Below are 17,123 nucleotides of genomic sequence, written 5' to 3' on the forward strand. Positions count from 1 at the left end.
GCCATCCTTTTCGACTCCAGGCTCTCCGGTTCAGGAATGTCCCGTCCGCGTGCGGCGGATCAAGGGTTGCCGAGTTCGCGGTCCAGCAGGTCGAACATCTCCTCCGCGGTGGCCGACTCGATCTCGCCCCGGCCGTCGCGTCGTTGCCGTACCTGCCACAGCAGTTCCTCCAGGCGGCCGACGACTTCGGCGGTCTCCTCACCGTCCGCGGGCAGGGCGGCGACCGCGCCCGCGAGGGCGTCCAGCTCGTCCAGGACGGATCCGGTGCCGGTCCCGCCGGTGCTCACGGGACCGGTCGCCGCGGACGCGGCGCCGGTGGTGAAGCGGGTCCGCAGGTGCTGGGCGAGCGCGGTGGGCGTGGGGTGGTCGAACACCAGGCTCGCGGGCAGCTTGAGGCCGGTCGCGGTGGACAGGCGGTTGCGCAGTTCGACGGCGGTCAGCGAGTCGAAGCCGAGATCCTTGAACGTGCGGCCCGCCCGTACCGAGGAGTTGTCGGCGTGCTGAAGGACGCTGGCTGCTTGGTCACGTACCAGGTCGAGGACGTTCTTGAGCTGGTCGGGCTCGGAGAGCGTCGCCAACTGGGCAGCGAATGCGGCGCCCGCGGTGGTCGGGGCGGCGGAGTCGGCCTGATCGGTCTCGGTGCGCAACGCCGCTTGTACCTCGGGGAGTTCGGTGAGCAGCGGGCTGGGGCGCAGCGCGGTGAAGCCGAGGACGAACCTCTCCCAGTCGACATCGGCGACGGCGACGAACGTCTCGTCGTGCGCGACGGCCTGGAGGAGTGCGGTGGCGGCTCGTTCGGGGTCCATGGCCAGTACGCCGCGGCTCTCCATGTAGGCGGCGGCGCCCTCGGCCTCCATCATGCCGCCGCCGTCCCAGGCGCCCCAGGCCAGTGAGGTCGCGGTATGGCCGAGAGCGCGGCGCCGCTCGGCGAGCGCGTCGAGGTGGGCGTTGGCGGCGGCGTAGACGGCCTGCCCTCCGCTGCCCCAGACCCCGGCGTTGGAGGAGAAGAGCACGAAGGCGTCGAGCGGTGTGCCGCCGAGGAGGTCGTCCAGGTGGCGGGCTCCGGCGATCTTGGCCGAGGCGATGCGGGTGATGTCCTCGTCGGTGGTGTCGGTGGCGGCCAGGTAGGTCTGCGGGGCGCCGGCCGCGTGGAAGACCGCGCTCAGCGGCCGGTCGGCGGGGACGCCCGCGAGGAGCGCGGCCACCTCGGACCGGTCGGCGATGTCGCACGCGGCGAACGTGACGGCGGCGCCCGCCGCCTCCAACTCCGCGCGCAGTTCGGCCGCGCCGGGTGCGTCGGGGCCGCGGCGGCCCGCGAGCAGCAGGTGCGGGGTGCCTTCGGCGGCGAGTCTGCGGGCGACGCGCGCGCCGATCCCGCCCGTTCCCCCGGTGATCAGAACGGTGCCGTCGGGTCGCCACGCGGCGGCTCGTGCGGAGTGCGCGGCCCCGAGAGGCGTACGGATGAGCCGCCGCCCGTGGATTCCGGAGGCCCGTACGGCGACCTGGTCCTCGACGGCGGACGCGGAGCCGCCGGACGCGGGGTCCACGGCCAGGGCGTCGGCGGCTGCCGGGTCGGCGGTCCCGTCAGGGCCGGGCAGTCCGCCGAGGACGGCGGCGAGCCGGACGGCGGCGGCCGGGTCGGGCACGGGCGGCAGGTCGACCAGGCCGCCCCACTGGCGGGGCTGCTCCAGCGCGATGGCCCGGCCCAGGCCCCAGACCTCGGCCTGGCCGGAGCGGGGCCCCGCGTCGCCCGGTGCCGTCCTGACGCCCTCCGCGGTGGCCGCCCACAGCCGCCCGGTCAGTTCGGCGTCGGCGGCGGCCTGGGCGAGGGCGAGGGTGACGCGGGCGGCCGGGGAGAGACCGGCGGCAGCCGGTGCCGGGGCTTCGCGCCAGGCAGGGGCGTGGCCGGGCGTGCCGGAGCCGACGGGGGCGTGGCCGGGCGCGCTGGCGTCGGAGACCGCAGGGCCGGTGCCGTCGACGGCGGACGCTCCGGGCACCTCGTGCGCGGCAGCCTCCTCGGCACCGCCATTGGTGGCGCCAACCGTCTCGGAACCGCCCGCCTTCGGCACACCCGTCTCGGACCCGTCGGCCCCCTGACCGCCGGTCTCGGAGTCCCCGAGGGCGAGCAGGGACAGCACCCCGTCGGCCTCGACCGTCCGGAGGAGTTCGGCGAGGGCCGCCCGGTCGGTCCGGTCGGCGGGGATCTCGATGTGGGTGACCGTGGTGCCCGCGGCGGCGAGCGCGTCGCCCGCCGCGGCGGCCCACGGCTCGTCCGGGAAGCTGAGGATCGTCCACCGCCCGCGCGGCGCGGGGGCGTTCGCGGTGTCCAGGGCGCGCCAGGCGATGCCGTAACGCCACCGGTCCAGGGCCGTACGGTCCAGGCTGCGGCGGCGCCAGGACGACAGCGCGGGCAGGACCGTCGCCAACTCGTCCTCTCCGGAGTCGAGTTCGAGTTCCCCGGCCAGGTGCTCCAGGTCGCCGCGTTCGACGGCGGCCCAGAATCCGGCGTCGGCGAGGTCGCCCGTGCCGCTGGTGGTGGGCGCGGTACGGTCCCGCAGGTCGTCCAGCCAGAAGCGGCGGCGCTGGAAGGCGTACGTCGGCAGGGCCAGCGGCGTACCGCCCGAACCGGGGGCCAGGGGCCGCCAGTCGACGCCGGGCAGGCCGCGGACGAAGCCCTCGGCCACGGAGGTGGTGAAGCGCGCCATGCCGCCTTCGTCACGGCGCAGCGTGCCGACCGCGACGCCGTCGCGTTCGGCGTCCTCGAAGGTCGCGGCCATGGCGGTGGTGAGCACCGGGTGCGCGCTGGCCTCGACGAAGAACCGGAAGCCGTCGCTCTCCATGGCCAGCACCGCGGCCTGGAAGTCCACCGGGCGGCGGGCGTTGAGGTACCAGTACGCGTTGTCGAGGGTCGTCGTGTCGACGAGGCCGCCGGTGACGGTCGAGTAGAACGGGACGGTGGCGCGGCGCGGTGTGATGTGCGCGAACAGTTCCATGATCCGCTCGCGCAGCGGCTCGACCTGGGCGCAGTGGGAGGCCACGGTCGACCCGACGACGCGGGCTCGGACGCCGTCGGCCTCGCAGGCCGCGACGAATTCCGTCAGCGCCTCGGTGTCGCCGGCCACGGTGACGGCGGTCGGGCCGTTGCGTCCGGCGATGTCAAGTCGTCCGCCCCACGCGGCTGTTCGCGCCTCGACCTCGGCGACGGGCAGCGCCACCGAGGCGACCGCGCCGTTGCCGACGAGTTCGGCGGCGAACAGGGCGCTGCGCAGCGCGATGATCTCGGCGGCGTCTTCCATGGTGAGCGCGCCCGCCACCAGCGCGGCGGCTATCTCGCCTTGGCTGCTGCCGACGACGGCGGCGGGTTCGACACCGACCGACCGCCACAGTTCGACCAGGGAGACGTTGACGGCGAACAGCACGGGTTGCAGAACCTCGATCAGGTCCGGCGAGGGCGCGCCGGGCATTCCGCGCACGACGTCGGTGACCGACCAGTCCAGGTGGACGCGGAGCGCCGCGTCGCACTGGGCGAACCGCTCGGCGAACACCGCTGAGGTGTCGAGGAGTTCGGCGCCCATGCCCTTCCACTGCGAGCCCTGTCCGGGGAAGACGAAGGCCACCCTGCCGCGTACGTCGGCGGCGCCGGTGACCGCCCCTGCGGTCGGCGTACCGTCGGCGAGCCCGCCGAGCGCGGCGGCGGCCTGCGCGCGGTCACCCGCCAGGACCACGGCCCGCTGTTCCAGGACAGTCCTGGTGGTCGCCAGCGCGTGTCCAATCTCGGCGTCCGTGGTGTCGGGCCGGTCGGCCACGAAGGCCGCGAGGCGTCCGGCCTGCGCGCGCAGCGCCGCCGCGGACTTGGCGGAGAGCACCCAGGGGACGACGGTGCCGGACGGGTCGCCCACGACGGCGGCCGGGGCCGGGGCGGCGGGTACGGCGGGCGCGTCGGACGTACCGGGTTCGGCCCTCTCGCCGAACTCGGAGCCAGGATCGGCCAGTTCGACCGCCTCGACCGGCGCCGCGGGCGGCTCTTCCAGGATCACGTGCGCGTTCGTCCCGCTGATGCCGAACGAGGAGACCGCGGCGCGGCGCGGGCGGCCCCGGTCGGGCCACGGCGTCGTCGCGTTGAGCAGCCGGAGCCTGCCGGAGGACCAGTCCACCTCGGGCGAGGGCTCCGCGGCGTGCAGAGTGCTGGGCAGCGTGCCGTGGCCCATCGCCATGACCATCTTGATCAGACCCGCGACACCGGCCGCGGCCTGCGTGTGGCCGATGTTGGACTTGATGGAGCCCAGCCACAGCGGCTGGTCCCGCGCGTGGTCCCTGCCGTAGGTGGCGAGCAGCGCCTGCGCCTCGATCGGGTCCCCGAGGTTGGTGCCGGTGCCGTGCGCCTCGACCGCGTCGACCTCGTCGCCGGTCAGACCGGCGTTGGCGAGGGCCGCGCGGATGACGCGCTGCTGGGAGGGGCCGTTCGGCGCGGTGAGGCCGTTGCTCGCGCCGTCCTGGTTGACGGCGGAGCCGCGCATGATGGCGAGGACGCGGTGGCCGTTGCGGCGGGCCTCCGACAACCGCTCGACCACCAGCATGCCGACGCCCTCCGAGAAGCCGGTGCCGTCGGCGTCCGCGGCGAACGCCCTGCACCGGCCATCGGGCGACAGCACGCGCTGGCGGCTGAACTCCACGAAGCCGAACGGGCTCGGCATCACCGTCACCCCGCCGACCAGGGCCAGCGAGCACTCCCCCGCCCGCAGCGCCTGAGCCGCCAGGTGCAGGGCGACCAGCGACGACGAGCAGGCCGTGTCCACCGTCATCGCCGGTCCTTCGAGGCCGAGGACGTACGAGACGCGGCCGGAGATGACGCTCAGCACGTTCCCGGTGACCGAGTACCCCTCGACGCGCTGCTGAAGGTCGGGGTCCTGGCCGTAGCCGGTGCCGACCGCGCCGATGAACACACCGGTACGGCTGCCGCGCAGCGTGGCCACGTCGATCCCGGCGCGTTCCACGGCCTCCCAGGCCGCCTCGAGTACCAGCCGCTGCTGCGGGTCCATGGCCAGCGCCTCGCGCGGCGAGATGCCGAACAGCTCGGCGTCGAAGTCCGTCGCGCCGCGCACGAAACCGCCCTGCTGGGCGTAGCTCTTGCCCGACCTGGCCGGATCCGGGTCGTACAGGTCCGCGAGGTCCCAACCCCGGTCGGTGGGGAACCCGGAGATCGCGTCGGTGCCCGACGCCACCAGGTCCCACAACTGCTCGGGCGAATCGGCGCCGCCCGGGAAGCGGCAGGTCATGGCGACGACGGCGACAGGATCGTCATCGAGCCCGGCCGCCGCCGGAAGGGCTCCGGCCGGGGCACGGTCGTCGGCGGTCGCGGCGCCGAGGCCCAGTTCGTCCGCCAGATGCGCGGCGAGGGCGTCGGGGGTCGGGTGGTCGAAGACCACCGTGGCCGCGAGCCGATGCCCGATCGCGGCACCGAGGCGGTTGCGCAGCTCGACACCGGTCAGCGAGTCGAAGCCCAGCTCCTTGAACGCCCGCTCGGGGTCGACGGCGGCCGGCGACCCGTGGCCGAGCACCGCCGCGACGTGCGTGCGTACGACGTCGCGCAGGGCCTCGGTCCGTTCGGCGGGCGACAGCGCGGAGAGCCGCCGGACCAGGGCCGAGGAGTCGGCACGGGCCGAACTGGTCGCCACAGCACGGGACTTGCGGACGGACGCGGTGGTCAGGTCGCGGGTGAGGGCGTGGAAGGCTTCCCCGGTGCTCTGGGCGTCGCCGGGCGTCAGACGCGCGGTGACGGCAAGCGGCGTGTCCCAGCCGACGGCGGCGTCGAACAGCCCGATCCCCTGCTCGACGCTCATCGGCACCACGCCGCTACGGGCCAGACGCGCCCGGTCCACTTCGCCGAGGGAGCCCGTCAGCTCGGAGTCGGTGGCCCAGTGTCCCCATGCCATCGACACAGCCGCAGCGCCGCTCGTACGGCGCACACCGGCCAGAGCGTCCAGGAACGTGTTCGCCGCCGCGTAGTTCGCCTGCCCCGCCGTGCCCACCACGCCCGCGAGCGACGAGAACAGCACGAACAACGACAGGTCCAGGTCCCGGGTCAGCTCATGCAGATGCCACGCGGCATCCACCTTCGCGCCCAGCACACTCCGGATACGTTCCGCGTCCAGGTCCGGCACCAGACCGTCGTCCAGCGCGCCCGCGCAGTGCACCACACCGCCCAACGGCCGGTCCCCGCCGAAGCGCGCGAGCAGCCCGGCCACCTCGTCCCGGACCGCGACATCACACGCCACGACCTCGACCCGCGCACCGGCCGCCTCCAACTCCGCCACCAGCGCTTCCGCACCAGGCGCGTTCGCACCACGCCGACCCGCCAGTACGACATCGCGCACCCCGTACGAGGCCACCAGATGCCGGGCCACCAGCCCGCCCAGCAGACCCGTACCACCCGTGATCACCACCGCACTCGCGGCATCCACCCGGCGGGGAAGCCTCAGCACGACCTTGCCGACGTGCCGCGCCTGCGACATGAACCGCAACGCCTCGCCGGCGCGACGCACATCCCACACCCGCACCGGCAACGGCTCCAGCACACCCTCCGCGAACAACCCCGCCAACTCCCGCAGGATTTCGCCGAGTCGGTCCGGAGAGATGTCGGTGAGGGCGTACGGGTGGTACGTGACGCCGGGGTGCTCGGCGGCGACGGCCTGCGGGTCGCGGATGTCGGTCTTGCCCATCTCCAGGAACCGGCCGCCACGCGGCAGCAACCGCAGCGACGCGTCCACGAACTCCCGCGCCAGCGAGTTGAGAACGACGTCCATGCCGTGGCCGTCGGTGGCCTGCCGGAACGCGTCCTCGAAGTCGAGGGTGCGGGACGAGGCGATGTGGTCCTCGGCGAGACCCGCCAGCCGGAGCGTGTCCCACTTGCCCTCGCTGGCCGTCCCGAAGACCTCGGCACCCCAGTGCCGGGCCAACTGCGTGGCCGCCATCCCCACACCACCGGCAGCGGCGTGAATCAACACCCTCTGTCCGGACTGGAGTTCACCGAGATCGGCCAGGCCGAACCATGCGGTCATGAAGACGACGGGGACGGCGGCGGCCTGCTCGAAGCTCCAGCCCTCCGGCACCCGGACGACCAGCCGCTCGTCCACCACCGCCAACGGCCCGAACGACTCCGGCAGCAGACCCATCACCCGGTCGCCCACCACGACACCCGCGACGCCAGGACCGACCTCGACCACGACACCCGCACCCTCGGTTCCGAGGTACGCGTCCGGGTCGGGGTACATCCCCAGATTGATCAGCACATCGCGGAAGTTGACTCCCGCGGCACGGACGTCGACTCTCACCTGACCGGCGACGAGCGGCGCCTCGGCGGCCGGGTCCGGCTCGACGGACAGTCCGTCGAGCGTGCCGTCGCCGGAGGCGACCAGCCGCCACGCGCCCTCGGCGGGCGGCACCAACCCCCCGCCACCGGCAGGCGCCCGCACCAGCCTCGGCACCAGCACCTCACCACCGCGCACCGCAGCCTGCGGCTCACCCGCCGCCACCGCGACACCGACCGCGTAGGCGAGCGCGTCACGCACCGCGGCCTGTCCCCCCGACGCGAGGTGGACATCGACATCGACGTCGGCGTCTGAGTCGATCAGCAGGAAACGCCCGGGATTCTCGGCGAGCGCGCTGCGCACCAGGCCCCACACCGGGGCGTGGACCAGATCAGCGACAGGCTCACCGCTGTGAGTGGACACGGCCCCACGGGTGAGAAGGACCAACCGCGAATCAGCGAACCGCTCCTCTACCAGCCACTCCTGGACCAGACCCAGCACGCCGGTCACCGCGTCCGCCACCGCACCCGGCACATCGCCGGAGACTGAAGCCGGCGGCAGCACCAGGCCGACCAGCGGCGGAACCGGCTGCGCCGCGTCGATGTCGGAAAGCCGTTCCAGGAACACGCATCCGTCGGGCGCGCCGCCGTCGGCGGACAGCGCGGCCGGCACCCAGTCCACGCGGTACAGGCCGTCGGCCGTGCCTGCCGCACTCGCGGCGGCGACGCGGATCTGGTCGGCGGTCGCCGTGCGCAGCGCGAGCGATGCCACCGATACGACGGGAGCCCCCTCGGCATCGGCCAGGAGCACCGAGGCGGCGTCCTCGCCCGCAGGCCGCAGCCGTACGCGTACGGAGGTCGCGCCGACCGCGCCGAGCACCACGTCGGTCCAGGCGAACGGCAGCCGCAGGGCGGTGAGTTCGGCGGGCGAGCCGCCGCGCAACAGGACGATCCCGTGCAGGGCCGCGTCGAGCAGGGCCGGGTGGATGCCGAACGTGGCCGCGTCCTGGTGGAGTTCGTCCGGCAGCGCGGCCTCGGCGTAGACGTCGTCGCCGAGCCGCCACGCGGCGCGCAGCCCCTGGAACGCCGGACCGTAGCCGTAACCGGACGCGCCCACCTCGGCGTAGAAGTCCTCGACCGGTACCGGCACGGCGCCGGGCGGCGGCCACGCGGTCAAGTCCCCGGTCGCCTCTGCGGTGTCGGACGCGACCGCGAGAGTGCCGACCGCGTGCAGAGCCCAGGGCGCCGACTCCCCCGTCCCTTCGGGCCGTGAGTGGATGCCGAGTTCGCGCCGTCCGTCCGCGTCGGGCGCGCCGACGGAGACCTGCACCTGCACGCCGCCGCTCTCCGGAACGACGAGCGGTGCCTGAAGCGTCAGCTCCTCTACGCACCCGGCCCCGACCTCGTCAGCGGCCCGCAGCGCCCACTCCGCCAGCGCGGCACCGGGGACCAGGACGGTCCCCTCCACCCGGTGATCGCCCAGCCACGCGTGCGACGCCAGCGACAACCGGCCCGTGAGCACCACCTGATCCGAACCGGCCAGCCGCACCACCGCGCCGAGCAGGGGGTGGTCCGCAGCGGCCTGCCCGAGCCCGCTCGGGTCCCCGGCGCGCGCGGCGTCGGCAGTCAGCCAGTAGTGCTCGTGCTGGAAGGCGTACGTCGGCAGGGCGAGTTGCCCGGCATCCGTCGAATCCGGCGTACCGGCGAAGACGGACCGCCAGTCGACGGGGAGGCCCCGTACCCAGCCTTCGGCGAGGGAGGTCAGGAACCTTTCCTGGCCGCCTTCGTCACGGCGGAGAGTGCCGAGCGCGACGGCGTCGGAGCCCGCGTCCTCGAAGGTCTCGGCGAGCCCGACTGCCAGGACGGGGTGCGGGCTGGACTCCACGAAGTACCCGAAGCCGTCCGCCAGTAGGGCCCGGACGGTCTCGTCGAAACGGACTTCCTGGCGGAGGTTGGTCACCCAGTAGTCGGCGTCCAGCGTGCTCGTGTCGATACGGCCGCCGGTCACCGTCGAGTAGAACGGCACCTGCGACGACTGCGGCTCGATGCCGGACAGGGCCTCAATGACCTCGTCCCGGATCGCGTCCACCTGCACCGAGTGCGACGCGTAGTCCACATCGATACGACGGGCCCGTACGCCCTCGGCCTCACACACCGTCAGCAGCTCAACCAAGGCTTGAGGTTCACCCGAAACGACCGTGGACGAGGGCCCGTTCACCGACGCGACGGAAATACGACCGTCCCAGCGCGCGATCCGCTCCCGTACGTCCTGCGCGGGCAGCGCGACCGACACCATCCCGCCACGCCCCGACAAGGTCCCGCGAATCGCCTTCGCCCGCAGCGCCACGACCCGCGCCGCATCCTCCACCGACAACGCGCCCGCGACGCACGCCGCTGCGATCTCACCCTGACTGTGACCGATCACCGCACCGGGCCGCACGCCCACCGACCGCCACACCTCGGCCAGGGACACCATCACCGCCCACAACGCGCCCTGAACGACCACCACGTCATCCAGAGCGCCGTCGCGGATCGCCTCCACCACCGACGAGCCGACGTAAGGCAACAGGGCCGCGTCACACTCCGCCAACCGCTCCGCGAATGCCGGAGACGAAGCAAGCAACTCCATCGCCATCCCCGCCCACTGCGACCCCTGACCAGGGAACACGAACACCACCCGGCCGTCGCCCGAGCGCGTCGCGCCGGTGACGAGTCGGGCGGCCGGGGCTCCTTCGGCGAGCGCGCCGAGGACGTCCTGGGCGTGTTCGGCGTCGGCGGCCAGGACCACGCTCCGGTGGGGCAACGCCGCTCGGGAGAGGGCCAGTTCGCGGCCGACTGAGGGGAGGGCAGGTGCGTCGTCCGTCCCTGTGAAGGACGCCAGGCGTCCGGCCTGGCCGCGCAGTGCGTCCGCCGACCGCGCGGACACCACCCACGGCACCACCGTCAGCGCCCCCAACGGGCCTGCCTCCGGGCCGACTTCGGGCTCGCGCTCTGGCTCCGAAGAGGTGTCGGCCCCAGCGTCGCCCCCTGGCTCCTCCAGGATCACGTGCGCGTTCGTCCCGCTCGCCCCGAAGGCCGAGATCCCCGCGCGGCGCGGGTGGGTGTCGGCGGTCCACGGCATCGCCTCGGCGAGCAATTCGACCGCGCCGCTCGTCCAGTCGACGTGCGGCGTCGGCTCGTCCGCGTAAAGGCTTTTGGGCAGCACCTCGTGGCGCATCGCCTCGACCATCTTGATGACGCCCGCGACCCCGGCGGCGGCCTGCGTGTGGCCGATGTTCGACTTCACCGAGCCCAGCCACAACGGGCCCTCGCCGCCACGCTCTTGGCCATAGGTGGCCAGCAGCGCCTGCGCCTCGATCGGGTCCCCGAGCGTGGTCCCCGTACCGTGCGCCTCGACCACATCGACATCTGCGGCCGTCAGCCCCGCGCTGTCCAGGGCGGCCCGGATCACCCGCTCCTGGGAGGGCCCGTTGGGCGCGGTCAGCCCGTTCGACGCACCGTCCTGGTTCACCGCGGAGCCACGCATCACCGCCAGCACCCGGTGACCGTTGCGCCGCGCGTCCGACAGCCGCTCCAGGAGCAGGACGCCGACGCCCTCGCCCCACCCGGCACCGTCCGCCGCCGCCGAGAACGCCTTGCTCCGGCCGTCGGGCGCCATGCCCCGCTGACGGCTGAACTCCACAAAGAGGGTGGGCGTGGACATCACCGTGACGCCGCCGGCCAGGGCGAGGGAGCACTCCCCCGACCGCAGGGCCTGCGCCGCCAGGTGCATCGCGACCAGCGACGACGAGCACGCCGTGTCCACCGTCATCGCCGGACCCTCGAAACCGAAGGTGTACGACACGCGGCCGGACACGGCGGCCGGGGACGAGCCCATCAGGGCGTAGCCCTCGGTGTCGTTGGCCGTGGCATCGGCGCCCACGGCGTAGTCGTGGTGCATGACTCCGGTGAAGACACCCGTCGAACTGCCCTTCAGCGAACCGGGATCAATACCCGCCCGCTCCAGCACCTCCCACGACGCCTCCAGCAGCAACCGCTGCTGCGGATCCATCGACAACGCCTCACGCGGAGACACCCCGAAGAACCCCGCGTCAAACTCACCCGCGCCATAGAGGAACCCGCCCTCACGCGCATAACTCCGCCCCGCCACACCAGGATTCGGATCAAACAGCCCCTCAACATCCCACCCCCGGTCCCCCGGGAACCCCGACACCGCGTCCCCACCCGAAGCAACCAGCGACCACAACTCCTCAGGCGAACCCACACCACCCGGATACCGACACGCCATCCCCACAATCACCACCGGATCGGCCGCCTCACGCGCCGACAGGGGACCCGCCGTACCCCTACGGGCGGCGACCTGACCGGTGCGCTCGTCACCGAGCACCAGCGTGCGGAGGAAACCGGCCAACGCCCGTGGCGTCGGATAGTCGAAGACAAGCGTCGCCGGAAGCCGCAGGCCCGTCGCTCCCGCGAGCGCGTTGCGCAGTTGCAGGCCGGTCAGCGAGTCGAAGCCGAACTCCTTGAAACTGCGGGCGGGTTCGACGGCGGACGGGTCGGCGTATCCGAGGACTGTCGCGGCGCGGCCTCGGACCAGGTCGAGCAGATAGCGGAGTTGGTCCTCCTCGGTCAGGCCGGTGAGGGCGCGCAGGAGGCTGCCGGAGTCGCCGCCGACGTCGGTGGCGCGGCGCGGTCGGCCGCGGACCAGGCCCCGGTAGAGCGGGAGGACGGGTTCGCCCGCGCGGGCCGCGCTGCGCAGGGCGCGCAGGTCGAGGCGGCTGACGACGTGGACCCCGGAGCCGCCGTCGGCGGACGTGGCGGCGTCGAAGAGTGCCAGGCCCTGCTCGGGCGACATCCGCGTGACGCCCATCCGCAGGTAGCGGGCCACGTCGGCGTCGCCGAGGTGGGCCGTCAGCTCGCTGGCCTCTGACCAGTAGCCCCAGATCAGGTCGGTGACCGGCAGTCCCTCGGCGCGGCGGCGCGTGGCGAGGGCCTCCAGGAAGACGTTGGCCGCCGCGTAACCGGCCTGGCCCGGGTTGCCGAGCACACCGGCGATCGAGGAGAACAGCGCGAACAGCGACAGGTCCAAGTGCCGTGTCAGCTCGTGCAGATGCGCCGCCGCGTCCACCTTCGGCGCGAGGACTCGGGCCACCTGATCGGGCGTCAGTGCCGATACCACTCCGTCGTCGAGCACACCGGCCGCGTGCACCACACCCGTCAGCGGCCGGTCGGAGGGAATCGCCTCCAACAGCGCGGCCAACGACGCCCGGTCGGCCACGTCACACGCCGCGATCTCGACGCTCGACGCGCCCGCGTCCAGCAAGCGCCGCTCCAACTCCGGTGCGCCCGTGGCCGCCCGGCCCCGGCGCCCGGCCAGCAGCAGATGCCGCACCCCGTGCGCCGAGACCAGATGCTCGGCGAGGAGCCGTCCGAGGGTGCCGGTTCCGCCGGTGATGAGCACGGTCCCGTCGTCGCGCAGCGGCACCGGCGCGGGCCCGGCCGGGGTGACGCGGGCGAAACGGGGCGCGAGGAGCACGCCGTCGCGTATCGCGATCTGCGGTTCGCCGAGGTCGACGGCGGAGGCGACAGCGGCGGCCAGGGTGCCGGAGGCGGCATTGGTGCCACGGGTGCCGTCAGTGCCAGCGGTGTCGTCGGTGCCAGTGCTGCCGTCGGTGTCGACCAGGAGGAAGCGGTCCGGCGCCTCGGACTGGGCGGTCCGCAGCAGCCCCCACACGGGTGCGTGCACGAGGTCCGCCACCTCGTCGTCCGGCCCGGTGGAGACCGCACGGGTGGTGACGACGACCAGCCGCGAGGCGTTCAGCCGCTCGTCGGAGAGCCACGCCTGGACGAGGGCGAGCGCGTCGGTGACGGCGGTGCGCACCCGCGACGGCAGCTCACTGTCGACCTCCGACCGGGTGTTCCCGGGACCCAGCCGGGTGATCACATGGGCGGGGGGTTCCAGGGTGCCCGCGTCCAGGCCCGCCAGCAGCGCGGCGACATCCGTGACGTCCCGGCCGCTGCCCAGAGCGAGGACCGGTCCCGGCGCGGGGACGGCGGCCCCGGCGGAAACGGGCAGCGGTGTCCAGTCCAGAGCGAAGAGGCCGTCCCGGCCGGCGGTGCCGTCGGCCTGCCGGAGCTGCTCGGGGGTGGTCTCACGCAGGACGACGGACTGCACCTCCGCGACCGGGGCTCCTGCCGCGTCGGCGAGCGTCAGCGCGACGCCACCGCCGTCCAGCGGGCGGACCCGCAGCCGCAGCCGACTCGCGCCGACGGCGGACAGCGCCACGCCTTCCCACGCGTAGGGCAGCCGCAGCGGCGCCGACTCCGGCGTACCGCCGTCGAGCAGGGACACGGCGTGCAGGACCGCGTCGAGCAGGGCGGGGTGGAGGGCGAAGCGTTCGGCGTCCTTGGCCGCCGCGTCGGGCAGCGTGACCTCGGCGTACACGTCGTCGCCCTGCCGCCACGCGGCGCGCAGGCCCCGGAACGCCGGACCGTAGCCGTAACCCGCCGCCGCCACCCGGGCGTAGAAGTCCTCGACCGGGACCGGCCGGGCACCGGCGGGCGGCCAGTCGGTCAACCCGGCGCTTTCAGCGGACCGTTCCGTACTGAGGACGCCGACGGCGTGCCGTGTCCACGGTTCGTCGTCCGCGATGCCGTCCTCGCCGCGCGAGTGAATCGTGATCTCGCGGCGTCCGTCGGCGTCCGGGCCGCCCACCGCCACCTGGAGCTGGACGGCACCGCCCTCGGGGAGCACCAGCGGCGCCTCAAGGATCAGCTCGTCGATCTGCTCGGCGCGGATCTCCTCACCGGCACGCAAGGCGAGTTCCACGAAGGCCGCGCCGGGCAGCAGTACGGTGTCGTTCACGGCGTGGTCGGCCAGCCACGCGTGCGTACGCAGTGAGATCCGGCCGGTCAGCAACAGGGCGTTCTCGTCGGCGAGTTGTACGGCCGCGCCGAGCAACGGATGGTCGGCCGCCCCGAGCCCCAGCGACGAGGCGTCCGCGCTGCCGAGCGAGCCGGACTCCAGCCAGTAGCGCTGATGCTGGAAGGCGTACGTGGGCAGGTCCACGCGGTGGGCGGGGGTTCCGGCGAAGACGGACCGCCAGTCGACGGGCAGGCCGCGTACCCAGCCTTCGGCGAGAGAGGTCAGGAAGCGTTCCTGGCCGCCCTCTTCGCGGCGGAGGGTGCCCAGGGCTACGGCGTCGGAGCCCGCGTCCTCGAACGTCTCCGCCAAGCCGACAGCCAGGACCGGGTGCGGGCTGGACTCGATGAAGTAGCCGAAGCCGTCGGAGAGCAGAGCCCGGACGGTCTCGTCGAAGCGGACTTCCTGACGGAGGTTGGTCACCCAGTACTCGGCGTCCAGCGTGCTCGTGTCGATACGGCCGCCGGTCACCGTCGAGTAGAACGGCACCTGCGAGGACTGCGGCTCGATACCGGACAGGGCCTGGACGACCTCATCACGGATCGCGTCCACCTGCGCCGAGTGCGACGCGTAGTCCACATCGATACGACGCGCCCGTACGCCTTCGGCCTCACACACCGTCAACAGCTCACCGAGCGCCTGAGGTTCCCCCGAAACAACCGTGGACGAGGGCCCGTTCACCGACGCAACGGAAATACGACCGTCCCACCGCGCGATCCGCTCCCGTACGTCCTGCGCGGGCAACGCGACCGACACCATCCCACCATTTCCGGACAAGGTCCCGCGAATCGCCTTCGCCCGCAGCGCCACGACCCGCGCCGCATCCTCCACCGACAACGCGCCCGCGACGCACGCGGCGGCAATCTCGCCCTGGCTGTGACCGATGACCGCGCCCGGCTCGACACCGGCAGCACGCCACACCGCGGCCAGCGACACCATCACCGCCCACAACGCACCCTGAACCACGACCACATCGTCCAGAGCCCCGCTACGGATCGCCTCCACCACCGACGAACCGACGTGAGGACGCAGCGCCGCGTCACACTCCGCCAACCGCGCCGCGAACACCGGCGAGGAGTCCAACAACCCCAACGCCATCCCCGCCCACTGCGACCCCTGACCCGGAAAGACGAACGCCACCCGACCCGCGCCCGGACGCACCACACCGGACACCACACCCGAGGCCGCAACGCCCTCCGACAGGGCCGCCAGCCCCGGCACCATTGCCTTGACGTTATCGGCGAGGGTCACCGCGCGGTGCTCAAGTGCCGCGCGGGAGGCGGCAAGTGCGCGCCCGATGTGCGCCGGGGCAGGCAGCTCGTTCGAGTCGGCCGCAAAGGCGGCGAGCCTCGCGGCCTGGCCGCGCAGCGCGGCGGCGGACCGCCCGGACACCACCCACGGCACCGCTGCCAGCTCGCCCAACGGGCCCTGAGCCGAAAGCTTTTCGTCCACGGACGCGGGTTCGTCGGCCTGGGGTGCGTCTTCCAGGATCACGTGGGCGTTCGTCCCGCTGATGCCGAACGAGGACACGGCGGCCCGGCGCGGGCGGTCCCCGCGCTTCCAGTCGACCGGCTGTTCCAGCAGACGGACCGCGCCCGCGGACCAGTCGACGTTCGAGGTGGGCGCGTCGATGTGCAGGGTGCGCGGCAGCTTCCCCTCCTGGAGGGCCAGCACCATCTTGATGACGCCGGCCATGCCTGCGGTGTGCGCGGTGTGGCCCAGGTTCGACTTGACCGACCCGAGCCACAGCGGGCGGCCTCCCGTGCGGCCCTTGCCGTACGTGGCGAGCAGTGCCTGCGCCTCGATCGGGTCGCCGAGCGTCGTGCCCGTACCGTGCGCCTCGACCGCGTCCACCTCGTCGCCGGTCAGACCGGCGTTGGCGAGGGCCGCGCGGATGACGCGCTGCTGGGAGGGGCCGTTCGGCGCGGTGAGGCCGTTGCTCGCGCCGTCCTGGTTGAGGGCTGAACCGCGCACCACCGCAAGGACGTTGTGGCCGTTGCGCCGTGCGTCGGAGAGCCGTTCGACAAGGAGCATGCCGACGCCCTCGGACCAGGCGGTGCCGTCGGCCCCGGCGGCGAACGCCTTGCAGCGGCCGTCGGGCGCGAGGCCGCGCTGTCGGCTGAAGTCGACGAAGACCCATGGTGTCGGCATCACGGCCACACCGCCGACCAGCGCGAGCGTGGACTCGCCGTTGCGCAGGGACTGCACGGCCAGGTGCAGGGCGACGAGCGACGACGAGCACGCGGTGTCGACGGTCAGCGCGGGGCCTTCGAGGCCCAGGGAGTACGAGACGCGGCCGGAGATGACGCTGATGAAGGAGCCGGTGCCGGTGTAGCCCTCGACGCCTTCGGGCACCTGCTGCATGTTGGTGAGGTAGCCGGTCCCCGCGGCGCCGACGAACACGCCGGTCTTGGTGCCCTTGAGCGAGCTGGGGTCGATACCGGCGCGCTCCAGCACCTCCCACGACGACTCCAGGACGAGCCGCTGCTGCGGGTCCATGCCCAGGGCCTCACGCGGCGAGACGCCGAACAGCTCGGCGTCGAAGTCCCCTGCCCCGTCGAGGAATCCGCCCTTGAGGAGGTACGTCTTGCCGGGCGCGTCGGGGTCCGCGTCGTAAAGGGCCTCGGTGTCCCAGCCTCGGTCGGACGGGAAGTCGGCGATGGCGTCGCCGCCGGTGTCGAGCAGCCGCCAGAAGTCCTCGGGTGTGCCGACGTGACCGGGGAACCGGCAGGCCATGCCGACGATCGCGATCGGCTCGCTCTCCCGGTCCTTGACCTCCTGCAACTCCTGCCGGGTCTGGTGCAGGTCGGCCGCGACGCGCTTCAGGTAGTCGACCAGCTTGTCGTCATTCGTCATCCGAGGCGTTCCTCCTCCGAGCGGTTACGGGATGTCCTG

General features: G+C 73.3%; 1 protein-coding gene. It reads right to left on the reverse strand.

The window, feature by feature from the left end; all coding sequences use genetic code 11:
• Window positions 1–59: 59 nt before the first annotated feature.
• Complete coding sequence (locus tag ACFY9V_RS11420; RefSeq protein WP_391161379.1) at window positions 60–17,066, reverse strand: SDR family NAD(P)-dependent oxidoreductase; 17,007 nt, start codon at window positions 17,064–17,066, stop codon at window positions 60–62.
• Window positions 17,067–17,123: the final 57 nt, after the last annotated feature.

The organism is Streptomyces sp. NPDC008317 (genome assembly GCF_042955955.1).
Lineage (GTDB): Bacteria > Actinomycetota > Actinomycetes > Streptomycetales > Streptomycetaceae > Actinacidiphila.